General features: G+C 60.0%; 9 protein-coding genes. 4 read left to right on the top strand and 5 right to left on the bottom strand.

The features are described from left to right. Positions 1-2: 2 nt before the first annotated feature. From AB5Y71_RS02470 to AB5Y71_RS02450, 5 genes are all read right to left on the bottom strand, one after another. Positions 3-1,448, bottom strand: coding sequence for an ATP-binding protein (locus tag AB5Y71_RS02470; protein WP_005357365.1), 1,446 nt, complete (start codon positions 1,446-1,448; stop codon positions 3-5). After that, on the bottom strand, positions 1,445-2,167 hold the full coding sequence (locus tag AB5Y71_RS02465; protein ID WP_005339475.1) for a response regulator: 723 nt from the start codon (positions 2,165-2,167) through the stop codon (positions 1,445-1,447). The genes AB5Y71_RS02470 and AB5Y71_RS02465 overlap by 4 nt, the downstream gene beginning before the upstream one ends. A gap of 278 nt (positions 2,168-2,445) precedes the next feature. Then, entirely contained in the window at positions 2,446-3,609 is a 1,164-nt protein-coding gene (gene fadA / locus AB5Y71_RS02460; protein ID WP_368170912.1) for an acetyl-CoA C-acyltransferase FadA, read from the bottom strand. Between the two features lie 21 nt (positions 3,610-3,630). Beyond that, on the bottom strand, positions 3,631-5,778 hold the full coding sequence (gene fadB / locus AB5Y71_RS02455; RefSeq protein WP_368170911.1) for a fatty acid oxidation complex subunit alpha FadB: 2,148 nt from the start codon (positions 5,776-5,778) through the stop codon (positions 3,631-3,633). Positions 5,779-5,982: 204 nt separating this feature from the next. Then, positions 5,983-7,920, bottom strand: coding sequence for an acetoacetate--CoA ligase (locus AB5Y71_RS02450; protein WP_368170910.1), 1,938 nt, complete (start codon positions 7,918-7,920; stop codon positions 5,983-5,985). Positions 7,921-8,111: 191 nt separating this feature from the next. Between AB5Y71_RS02450 and pepQ the strand changes: the two genes are divergently transcribed. The 4 genes from pepQ to hemG are packed head-to-tail and all read left to right on the top strand — an operon-like array spanning position 8,112 to position 12,077. Further along, on the top strand, positions 8,112-9,434 hold the full coding sequence (pepQ, locus tag AB5Y71_RS02445) for a Xaa-Pro dipeptidase (protein WP_368170909.1): 1,323 nt from the start codon (positions 8,112-8,114) through the stop codon (positions 9,432-9,434). Next, positions 9,434-10,051 carry a YigZ family protein gene (locus tag AB5Y71_RS02440; protein WP_368170908.1) on the top strand — a complete coding sequence of 206 codons (618 nt, stop codon included), beginning with the start codon at positions 9,434-9,436 and terminating at the stop codon, positions 10,049-10,051. Before pepQ ends, AB5Y71_RS02440 begins: the two co-directional genes overlap by 1 nt. 36 nt (positions 10,052-10,087) lie before the next feature. Next, the gene (locus tag AB5Y71_RS02435) at positions 10,088-11,545 is read left to right on the top strand and encodes a TrkH family potassium uptake protein (RefSeq protein ID WP_005339482.1); all 1,458 of its coding nucleotides are present in this window, start codon (positions 10,088-10,090) and stop codon (positions 11,543-11,545) included. 7 nt (positions 11,546-11,552) lie between these two features. Then, positions 11,553-12,077, top strand: coding sequence for a menaquinone-dependent protoporphyrinogen IX dehydrogenase (gene hemG, locus AB5Y71_RS02430; protein ID WP_005339483.1), 525 nt, complete (start codon positions 11,553-11,555; stop codon positions 12,075-12,077). Positions 12,078-12,310 lie beyond the last annotated feature (233 nt).

Here is a 12,310-nt window from a genome sequence, read left to right as displayed (position 1 = left end):
GGTTACTGCCTTGGTAGGGAGAGCGTGGCCTGCAGGCCACCTTGCGGACGGTTTTCCAGCACCAGATCGCCGCCGTGGGCGTGGGCTATGTTGCGGGCGATGCCAAGGCCGAGGCCGGTGCCGGCCTGATCGGTGCTGAGCCGGTAATAGGGTTCGAAGATGCGCTCGAACTGATCGTCCGGCAGACCGGGGCCCTCATCCATGATGAAGAGGATCAGCATCTCCTCGTCATCCATGATGATGATGCGCACCTTCTGACCGTACTTGATGCCGTTGTCTACCAGATTGCCGATGCAGCGCTTGAGCGCCAGTAGCTTGCCGCGATAGGGCCACTTGCAGTGGCCTTCGATGGTCAGCCGCTCGTCGTGCAGGTTCATCGACTCCGCCATCTGCTCCAGCAGGGCGTTGATGTCGATCTCCTCGATATTCTCGTGAATGTCGGTCTCTTTGACCGTCTGCAGCGCCCCTTTCACCATCAGCTCCAGTTCGTCGAGATCCTTGTTGAACTTGGCGATTTGCACTTCGTCGTCGAGTAGTTCGACCCGAAGTCGCAGTCGGGTGATGGGGGTCTTGAGGTCGTGGGAAATCGAGCTGAACAGCCGCTCTCTATCATCGATATAGCGACGAATGCGGTGCTGCATGATGTTGAAGGCGCGGGTCGCCGCCACGATTTCCGATGCTCCTTCCTCCTTGAGTGAAGGCTGGTCGATATCCTTGCCCAGATTCACCGCCGCCTTGGCGAGACGGCGTAGCGGGCGAGTCTGCCAGCGCACCAGCATAAAGGTGAAGAAGCAGAGGAACACCGTCATCAGGGCGATGAAACGCACCTGATTGCTCGGCATCACGGTATCGTCGAGGGTCATGTAGGGGGCGGGCAGCAGGGCCGCCAGATAGAGCCACTCCCCCTTTTCAATCTCGATCTGGGTCACCAGTACCGGCGGATTGAGCGGCTCCAGCGACAGGGTGTAGCGGGCCCAGGAGGAGGGGAGATCCGCCAGCAGGGTGTCGTTGTTGAAGACGTGGAGGTCATCGGGTCGGGAGAAGTCCACCTTGATCGCCATGGCGTCGGAGAGCTTGCGAGTCAGCACTCCCTGAACCTCCTCCAGCACCTGCGTCTTGCGTTCGCTGTCGGGGATGGCGTTGATGTGTATCTCTTCCTCGTTGAGCGAGACGAAGAAGCGGCTGCCCCCCATGTTGCGCAGCTGGTCCAGCGCGATATGGCGATACTGCAGCGGCAGGGATTTGAAGAAGTTGACGGTGGAAGCGGCAGACATGGCGAGGTTGCGGGTGGTGCTGAGCATCCCCTCCAGCTCCCGCTTCTGGATCTGCTGCATCCAGATGCCGGTCAGAATGGTCTGGGAGAGCAGGATGGCCAGCAACAACAGCAGGATCATCCGTGACAACAGGGAGCGGGGCACCAGCGCCCCCCAGGACCACTTGTTGCTCATGGCAGCTCGTGCACCTCGGCAATCAGCATGTAGCCACTGCCGCGAATGGTCTTGATGATGCGCGGGCTCTTGCCGTTGTCGCCCAGCTTCTGGCGCAGACGGCTGATCTGTACGTCGATGCCGCGCTCCATCGGCAGGCTTTCGCGGCCGCGGGTGGCATCCGAGATGGTGTCCCGATCCAGCACCACGCCGGGCTGTTGCAGGAACATGCCGAGCAGCATGGCGTCGCTGCCGGAGAGGTCCAGCAGGCTGCCATCGTCATGGGTCAGCTGGTGGCTCAGGGTGTCGAGGGTCCATTCGGCAAAACGCAGGCGGCGGCTCGGCTCTTTCTCTTTTTCCGGCTGGCGGAATTCGGCGCGGCGCAGCAGCGCCTTGATGCGTGCCTGCAGTTCGCGGGGGCTGAATGGCTTGGCGATATAGTCGTCGGCACCGAGTTCCAGACCGATTACCCGATCCGCTTCGTCGGAGGCGGCGGTCAGCATGATGATGGGCACCTGGGAGTCACGACGGATCTGCTGGCAGAGGGTAAAACCGTCCTCGCCGGGCATCATGATGTCCAGAATAATCAGGTCCGGGCTGTGCTGGGCGAGTTGCTGGCGCATCTCGTTGCCCTCCGCCGCCGTCAATACCTGAAAGCCCGCCCGGGTCAGGTACTCATTGAGCAGCTCGCGGATCTCTTGGTCGTCATCGACGATCAGCAGTTGTTTGCTCATTGACATATGTATGTGCATCCACCCATTTTTTTGTGCAGATTGAACCTGTCGGGGGAGTAAAAAGCAAGCAAGCCCCCTATCTAATGTGAGGTTTAAGGCAATAACAGCCTATTGATAAGATTAAAACGAAAAAAGGCCGACCCAAACGGGACGGCCAACAGACAGCTTCTGACCACTGACGAGCACCCCGTGTGGCGATCGTCACAGACTTGAAAAGGGGCCAGTCAGACTGGCCCCGAAAAGGGACAACTCTCAGTAGTGCATCCCGTCGATCCGGCTGGTTATCACACCCGTTCGAATACGGTGGCGATGCCCTGACCCAGACCGATACACATGGTGGCAACCCCCAGGGTGGCATCCTTCTCCTCCATCAGATTGATGAGGGTGGTGGAGATGCGGGCGCCGGAGCAGCCGAGCGGGTGACCCAACGCAATGGCGCCGCCGTTGAGGTTCACCTTCTCGTCCACCTGATCCTGCAGACCCAAATCTTTCACGCAGGGCAGGGACTGGGCGGCAAACGCCTCGTTCAGCTCGAACAGGTCGATATCACCGACAGTCAGACCGGCCCGCTTGAGCGCCTTCTGGGTGGCCGGCACCGGGCCGTAACCCATGATGGCGGCGTCACAGCCGGCGATGGCCATGGCACGTACCTTGGCGCGCGGCGTGAGGCCGAGGGCCTTGGCGCGATCCGCGCTCATCACCAGCATGGCGGCGGCGCCATCGGACAGGGCCGAGGAGCTGCCGGCGGTGACGGTACCGTTGACCGGGTCGAACACCGGGCGCAGCTGGCTCAGGGTTTCAACCGTGGTCTCCGGGCGGATCACCTCGTCGTAGTCGTAGAAGAAGCGCGCGCCGCTGGCGTCATGGCCTTCCAGCCCGACGATCTCCTTGGCAAAACGCCCTTCCACTGTGGCCGCGTGGGCGCGACGGTGGGAGCGGGCGGCAAACTCGTCCTGCTGCTGGCGGCTGATGCCGTGCAGCTTGCCGAGCATCTCGGCGGTCAGTCCCATCATGCCGGAGGCTTTCGCCACCGACTTGGCCATGCCGGGGTGGAAGTCGACGCCGTGGCTCATCGGCACGTGGCCCATGTGCTCGACGCCGCCGATGATGAAGATATCCCCATCACCCACCTGAATGGCGCGGGAGGCGTCATGCAGCGCCTGCATACTGGAGCCGCACAGACGGTTGACGGTGACCGCCCCTACCTGCTTCGGAATGCCGGCCAGCAGCGCGGCGTTGCGGGCGATGTTGAAGCCCTGCTCCAGGGTCTGCTGCACGCAGCCCCAGTAGATATCCTCGATCTCGTTCGGGTCGAGGTTGGGGTTGCGCAGCAGGATGGATTTCATCAGGTGCGCGGACAGATCTTCTGCACGCACGTTGCGGAAGGCGCCGCCCTTGGACCGGCCCATCGGGGTCCGGATACAGTCGACAATGACTATGTCTTTCATGAATGTATCTCCTTTCCGCAATCAGTAGAAGGTTTTGCCCTGGGCTGCCATCTCGCGTAAGCGGTCGCTGACGCGGTAGAGCGGGCCCAAGTCGGCATACTGGTCGGCCATGGCCACGTAGCGATCCAGACCAATGGTGTCCAGATAGCGGAACACGCCGCCGCGGAAGGGAGGGAAGCCCAGACCGTAGACCAGTGCGATGTCGGCTTCGGCTGGCGTGGCGACTATGCCCTCTTCCAGACAGAGCACCACCTCGTTGATCATCGGGATCATCATGCGAGCGATGATGGCGTCCTTGTCGAAATCCTGTTTCGGCTTGGCGATGGGGGCCAGCAGCTCGTAGCTAGCTGCGTCAGCCACCTTCTTCGGCTTGCCCTTCTTGTCCTGCTCGTAGGCGTAGAAGCCTTTGCCGTTCTTCTGACCGAAGCGGTTCACTTCGTACATCACGTCGATGGCGGTGCGACCTTCCTTGCTCATGCGCGCCGGGAAGCCCTGCGCCATCACGTCACCGGCATGGTGACCGGTGTCGATGCCGACCACATCCAGCAGGTAGGCGGGGCCCATCGGCCAGCCAAACTCTTTCTCCATTACCTTGTCGACGGCGGCGAAGTCGGCGCCATCGGCGACCAGCTTGTTGAAGCCGAAGAAGTAGGGGAACAGCACCCGGTTGACGAAGAAGCCCGGGCAGTCGTTGACCACTACCGGGGACTTGCCCATGGCGGCGGCGTAGGCCACCACGCGGTTGATGGTTTCATCGGAGGTCTGCTCGCCGCGGATGATCTCCACCAGTGGCATGCGGTGCACCGGGTTGAAGAAGTGCATGCCGCAGAAGTTCTGCGGGCGCTTCAGCCCCTTGGCCAGCAGGGAGATGGGAATGGTGGAGGTGTTGCTGGCGAGCACGGCGTCTTCACCAATGATCCCTTCTACTTCGCCCAGTACGGCGGCTTTCACCTTGGGATTCTCGACCACGGCTTCGACCACTACGTCCACGCTTTTGACGTTGTCATAGCTGAGGGTCGGGGTAATGGCGGAGAGTACCTGGCCCATCTTGATGCCGTCGATGCGGCCCTTTTCGAGCTGGCCGTTGAGCAGCTTGGTGGCTTCGCCCATGCCAAGTGCCAGCGCCTTCTCGTTGATGTCTTTCATCACCGCCGGAATGCCCTTGCTGGCAGACTGGTAGGCGATGCCGCCGCCCATGATGCCGGCACCCAGTACGGCGGCGTGGCCAGTGGCCTTGCTCGCCTGCTTGGCAGCCTTCTTGGCCAGTGCCTTGATGTGCTGATCGTTGAGGAAGATCCCGACCAGTGCCTTGGCCACGTCGGTTTTGGCCAGCTTGATAAAGCCCTGTGCCTCGACGACCAGTGCCTCGTCACGGCCCATACCTGCGGCGGCCTCGACAGTTTTCACCGCAGTCATCGGCGCCGGATAGTGTTTGCCCGCCACGGCGGCAACCATGCCGGCGGCGGTGGTGAAGCTCATCATGGCTTCCAGTTTGGAGAGGCGCAGCGGGGCTTTCTTGGCGGCGCGGCGGCTCTGCCAGTCCAGCTTGCCCGCGATGGCGTCCTTAATCATCTGCAGCGCAGCGCTCTGCAGCGCGTCGGGTGCGACCATGGCATCTATGGCGCCCACCTTGAGGGCGTCATCGGCACGGTAATCCTTGCCGGTGGTGATCCACTCGAGCGCGTTGTCAGCGCCGATCACCCGCGGCAGACGGACGGTGCCGCCAAAGCCCGGCATGATGCCGAGTTTGGTCTCGGGCAAGCCAATCTTGGCGCTGGTGTCAGCCAGACGGAAGTCGGTGGAGAGAATGGTCTCGCAGCCGCCGCCCAGAGCGTGTCCCTTGATGGCGGAGAGGGTTGGAACCGGCAGATCTTCGATGGCATTGAAGATGTCGTTGGCCTTTTTCAGCCAGCCGAGCAGATCTTCTTGCGGCAGATCGAACAGTTCCAGGAATTCGGTAATGTCGGCACCGACGATAAAGGCGTCTTTGCCAGAGGTGAGGATCAGACCTTTTAGTTCACGTTCTTGTTGTAATGCGGCGATCGCTTCGCTCAGGGAGAGCAGGGTAGCGCGATCCAGCTTGTTGACTGAACCCGGGGCATCAAACCTCAGCTCGGCGATGCCGTTTTCGAGGTAGCTGACCGACAGGGTTTCGCCTTGGTAGATCATGAGAGTGTCTCCTTGTTCCCACTCAGTGGGGAGTGGTGCTCCTTAATCCCCAGCAGGGGGCGAGGCTCACTATTGATCCAAAAGGAGACATTTTCAACACCTATTTAAAACATTTGTTTAACAGATCTCGAGTAAAAGCTCTTCATCACAGAACAGGTACAAGAGAGGCGCCTTGCGGCGCCCCGGATAGATGTGAGTTTGTTATCAACTGGCCAGTTCCGGCCGGTTGCGATACTGGTTCAGCACCTCGGGATCGGCGAGGGCATGGGTATTGTTGACCGGCCGGTTGTGTACCACTTCGCGCACCGCCAGTTCGACGATCTTGCCGGACTTGGTGCGGGGGATGGCATCCACCTGCAGGATGCGGGCGGGCACGTGGCGGGCGGTGCAATGTTGCTTTATTTGCTGGCGGATCCGCTCGCGCAGCGGCTCATCAAGCTTGCAACCCGCCTTGAGCTTGACGAACAGCACCACCCGCTCGTCCTGCTGCCACTGCTGGCCGATGACGATGCTCTCCTCCACCTCGTCGAGCTGCTCGACATAGCGGTAAATTTCGCTGGTGCCGATCCGCACGCCGCCCGGATTGAGGGTGGCGTCGGAGCGGCCGTAGAACAGAATGCCACCGGTCGGGGTCAGCTCGATCCAGTCGCCGTGGCACCAGATGTTGTCGAACCGTTCGAAGTAGGCGGCGTGGTACTTGTCGCCATTCTCGTCGCCCCAGAAGTAGATGGGCTGGGCCGGGAACGGCTTGGTGCAGACCAGCTCGCCCTTCTCCCCCTGCACTGGCTGGCCCGCCTCGTTGAATACCTGCACCGCAAGACCGAGGCCGCGCCCCTGACTCTCGCCGCGATAGACAGGGCTGAGCGGGTTGCCGATGACAAAGCAGGAGCAGATATCGGTGCCACCTGAGATGGAGCTGAGCTGCACATCCTGCTTTATCTGCTGATAGACGTAGTCGAACCCCTCCGGCGACAGCACAGAGCCGGTGCTGCAGATCAGCCGCAAGTGCGGCAAGTCGTGGCTCTTGATGGGGGCGTAACCCTGCTTGTGCAGTGCGTCGAGATACTTGGCCGAGGTACCGAACAAGCTGACCTGCTCGTCACGGGCGAGATCCCACAGCACGTTGCCATCCGGGTAAAACGGCGAGCCGTCATAGAGCACCAGGGTGGCGCCGGAGGCGAGGGCGCTCACCAACCAGTTCCACATCATCCAGCCGCAGGTGGTGAAGTAGAAGATCCGCTCCCTCGGCTTGATGTCGCAGTGCAGCTGGTGCTCTTTCAAATGTTGCAGCAGGGTGCCGCCAATGCCGTGCACGATGCACTTGGGTTTGCCGGTGGTGCCGGAGGAGTAGAGGATATAGAGCGGGTCGTTGAAAGCCATCGGCTCGAAGGTGAGCTGGGCATCGTGCTGGCTCGCCAGCAGTTGCTGCCAGTTTTGGCCAAGCTGCAGCGGGTTGCCGAGCAGGGGGATCATCACCGTTTGCTCTATGCTGCCGATCTGGCTCACCACGCTGGCGACCTTCTGTTGAATGTCGATAGCTTTGCCGTTGTAGCGATAGCCATCCACCGCAAACAGCACCCGTGGTTGGGTCTGGCCGAAGCGCTCCACCACGCTGGCTTCACCGAAGTCGGGGCTGGTGGAGGTCCAGATCGCCCCGAGGCTGGTGGTTGCCAGCATGGCAACCACGGTTTCCGGAATATTGGGCAGATAGGCGGCGACCACATCGCCACGACCAATCCCCTGATGACGCAGCCACTGAGCCAGCCGGGCAACCTGTTCCCCCAGTTCACCCCAGCTCAGAGTGCGACTTGGACCCCCTTCGATACGGGAGATGATGGCCGGGCTCTCGTCCTGACGGCGCAGCAGGTTTTCGGCGAAGTTGAGGCGGCTATCGGGGAACCAGCGGGTGCGCTGCATATCCTGACGGTTCTCCGCCACTATGTTGCCGAGCTCGCCTTTGACGCCGCAGTGCTGCCATACCAGCGGCCAGAAACGGGTGGTCTTCTCCACCGACCATTGATAAAGCTGCGGGTAGTTCTGCAACTGCAAGCCGTGGAAACGGTTCACCTCCGCCATAAAACGGTAGAGGTTGGATTGCTGCATCCCGAGCGGATCCGGTTGCCACAGGCAGAGGTTGTCCATGAGTAATCCCTGACTTCATGTATCTACCGGCAGTGTATTGAATTGTTTTTGATTTGTTAATAATTGGTTTTGTGTTGATAACAAACACGTTTGTAACGTATGCGTTACCTCACGAAGCGGCAGCTTGACGGGTCGAGCCGCCAAGCGCTTGATGTTATGCTGCAATCACATTCACCTCGGAGCAGGACGCCATGAGCAGCTACAGCCAACTTTTTGCCCAGCACCTCGATACCTTGCAGCAGCGCACCCGCGACATTCTGCAACAACAGGGGCTCAGCGGACTTGCCATCCACTCCGGCCAGACCCACCGCATCTTTCTCGATGATCAGGATTACCCGTTCAAGGTAAACCCGCACTTCAAGGCCTGGTTGCCGGTGCTGGACAATCCCCACTGCTGGCTGCTGGTGGACGGGGTGAACAAACCAATCCTGCTGTTCTACCGCCCGGTGGATTTCTGGCACAAAGTAGCGGATCTGCCCAATGCCTTCTGGGTCGAGTTCTTCGATATCCGTTTCCTGACCCGGCCGGAACAGGTGGCCGACCATCTACCAGCCAACAAGCAGGAGTGGGCCTATCTGGGGGGTCATCTGGAAGTGGCCGAGCTGCTGGGGCTGACCCAGCCCAATCCGGAGGCGGTACTCAACTACCTGCACTATCACCGCGCCTACAAAACCCCCTACGAGCTGGAGTGTCTGCGCGAGGCGAACCGGATTGGGGGGCGCGGCCATATCGCCGCCAAGGACTCCTTTATGGCGGGGGCGAGCGAGTTCGAGATCAATCTGGCCTACATGAAGGCGGTCGGGCAGGGGGCCAATGAGGCGCCCTACGGCAATATCGTCGCCATCAACCGCAATGCAGCCATCCTTCACTACACCCATTTGTCCGCCGTGCGGGTGCCCGATGCGGAGCGCCACTCCTTCCTGATCGATGCCGGTGTCGATTTCCACGGTTATGCCTCCGACATCACCCGTACCTGGGCGTGGCGGCGAGGCGAGTTTGCCGATCTGATTGCAGCCCTCGACGAGCAGCAGCAGGAAATCATCAAGGAGATCAAACCGGGTCGCCGTTACAGCGAGCTGCACCTGCAGATGCACCACAAGCTGGCGCGCCTGCTGCAAGCGACTGAGTTGGTGGATATGTCGGTGGACGAGATGATCAACACCGGGGTGACCAACGTCTTCTTCCCCCACGGCCTCGGCCACTTCCTCGGTTTGCAGGTACACGATGCGGGTGGTTTCATGCAGGATGAGCGCGGCACCCACCTGGCGGCGCCCGAGCTGTTCCCCTATCTGCGCTGCACCCGGGTGATGGAGGTGGGTCAGGTGTTCACCATCGAGCCGGGTCTCTACTTCATCGACAGTTTGCTGGAGCCGCTGCGTCAGGGCGAACAGGGCAAACGGGTCAACTGGAACAAGGTGGAGGCGCTGCGGCCGTTCGGCGGCATCCGTATCGAAGACAACGTGGTGCTGCACGCCAACGGGGTGGAGAACATGACCAGACAAGCAGGACTCTGATGGCGGCAGCGTACTCCATTCCGGCTGCCCCGCTGGAGTTGACCGAAGAGATAAAGAAGAGTCGCTTCATTACCCTGATCGCCCACACCCCGACCGTCGAGGCGGCCAAGGGGTGGGTCAACGCGATCAAACGCCAACATCCGGCCGCGCGCCATCACTGCTGGGCGTTTGTGGCTGGTGCGCCGCAAGATAGTCAGGTTTATGGCTTTAGCGATGATGGCGAACCGTCCGGTACGGCGGGCAAGCCGATCCTGGCACAGTTGATGGGCTCGGGGCTCGGTGAAATCTGCGCCGTGGTAGTGCGTTACTACGGCGGCATCCAGCTTGGCACCGGTGGACTGGTCAAAGCCTATGGGGGCGGTGTCGGTGCCGCCCTCAAGCAGTTGCCCACCCTGCTCAAGATGCCGCGCACACCCTCTCTCATTCACTGCGATTACGGTGACATGGGGACGGTCGAGTCGCTGATCAGCAGCCATAATGGCGAATTGCTAGCGGCGGATTACGGTCAGCAGGTCACCTTGCAGGTGGCGTGGGAGTCCTCAGTTTGGGCTCAGGTGGACCGTGAATTGACCGACCGGACTCATGGGCGGGTATCCCTCAGCCCCTTAGATGGCTAGAATCCATCGCTCTTTAATTGGGGAAAGGGAGCTGTAATGCACATTCTGAGCATTATTCGCATTGTTGGCCTGCTGGTTGCGCTGTTCAGCTCGACCATGCTGTTGCCGGCACTGGTAGCTTTTGGCTATCGGGATGGTGGTGGTGCCGAGTTCGTCAGCTCTTTTCTGATCGCCCTGCTGCTCGGTGTGGTGCTCTGGTTTCCCAATCGCTATCACAAGAAGGAGATGCGCTCGAAAGAGGGCTTTCTGATTGTGGTGCTGTTCTGGACTGTGCTGGGGAGTGTGGGGGCGGTGCCCTTCATCATGAGCGATGTGCCGGATATGTCGGTCTCGGAGGCCTTCTTCGAATCTTTTTCCGGTTTGACCACCACAGGAGCAACGGTACTGACCGGGCTCGATAATCTGCCCAAGGCGTTTCTGTTCTATCGCCAGCTGCTGCAGTGGCTGGGGGGGATGGGGATCATCGTACTGGCGGTGGCCATTCTGCCACTGCTGGGTATCGGGGGCATGCAGCTCTATCGCGCCGAGATCCCGGGGCCGGTGAAGGATACCAAGGTGACGCCGCGTATCGCCGAAACGGCCAAGGCGCTCTGGTTCATCTATCTGCTGCTGACCGCACTCTGTGCGCTGGCCTACTGGCTCGCCGGAATGACGCTGTTCGATGCGGTCTGCCATTCGTTCTCGACGCTGTCGGTCGGTGGCTTCTCCACTCACGATGCCAGCATCGGTTTCTTCAACAGTCCGGTCATCAACCTGATTACCGTGGTGTTCCTGCTGCTGGCCAGCGTGAACTTTGCGCTCCACTTTACCGTCTTCTCCCACCGCCCGGTGCGGCTCGGGCGCTACCTTTACGATTCTGAACTCAAGGTGTTTCTGGCCATCCAGGCGACCCTGGTGATGATCTGCTTTGTCGCCTTGCTGACCCACGGACACTACGCCACCTGGCAAGAGGCGCTCAACCACGGCCTTTTCCAGGCGGTCTCTCTGGGTACCACCACCGGCTACAGCACCACGACCTATGCCGACTGGCCCTCGTTCCTGCCCATGCTGCTGATGTTCTCCGCCTTTATCGGTTGTTGCGCGGGCAGTACCGGCGGCGGTATCAAGGTGATGCGTTTCATGATCCTGTTCATGCAGGGGATGCGCGAGTTGAAGCGGTTGGTTCACCCCAGAGCCATCTATACCTTGAAGCTGGGGAATCGGGCTGTGCCCGAGCGTATCGTCGAGGCGGTGTGGGGCTACTTCGCCACCTATATTATTCTCTTCTTTATGTTCATGCTGCTGTTGCTGATGACGGGGCTGAACGAAGTGACCGCATTCACCGCTGTGGCTGCGGCTTTCACCAACGTAGGCCCGGGTTTGGGAGAGGTATCAGCCAACTTCGGCAATATCTCGCCGGCGGCCCAGTGGGTACTGGTGTTGGCTATGTTGTTTGGCCGATTGGAAATTTTCACGCTTCTGGTACTGTTTACTCCTGCATTCTGGCGTAGTTGAGGTTGTTATGGACAAGATTCTGGTGCTTTATTCCTCTCGGGATGGCCAAACCCGCAAAATAGTCGATGTCATGCTGGAGCAGATGCCGGGATGCGAAGTGGTGATGCACGACCTGCACACCTTGCCGATGTGCAACCTCAGCAAGTATGCCAAGGTCTTGATCGGCGCCTCTATCCGTTATGGCAACTTCCACCCCAGCCTGTTCAGCTTTATTCACGCTCATCAGGAGCAGTTGGAGGTGGCCAATGCGGCCTTCTTCTGTGTCAACCTGACGGCCCGCAAGCCAGAGAAGCAGACGCCGCAAACCAATGCTTATATGAAGAAGTTCCTGCGCCTCTCTCCCTGGAAGCCGAAAACCCTGGGCGTGTTTGCTGGCGCGCTGCAGTACTCCCGCTATAACTGGTGGCAGACGCGCATCATCCAGCTGATCATGAAGATTACCGGTGGCAGTACTGACACCAGTAAGGACATTGAGTTTACCGATTGGGAAAAGGTGCGCAGCTTTGCCCGCGAATTCTGGTCGAAAAGGTAGCTGTGTGATGTGTATTCAGGGTTTCTTGCCCGAAACAGCCCCGCCGATGCGGGGCTTTTGTTTAATAAAACAACGGTTGAACCGGAAAACTGTAAAAAGTGCCATTTTTTGCAGTTTTCCTCTTGTCATCCCAGCGTGGCTCCCTATAATGCGCCCCTACCAGCACGGCGGAACACGCCGAACTGATGAGCCAGCTTCCTAGCGAAGCAGGCGCCGAAAGAAAAGCGAAAACA

This window comes from Aeromonas sp. R9-2 (assembly GCF_040908025.1).
GTDB classification, from domain to species: Bacteria; Pseudomonadota; Gammaproteobacteria; order Enterobacterales; family Aeromonadaceae; genus Aeromonas; species Aeromonas veronii.
Note: the sequence above shows the minus strand (reverse complement) of the source record. Positions and strands in the feature narration are given on the sequence as shown.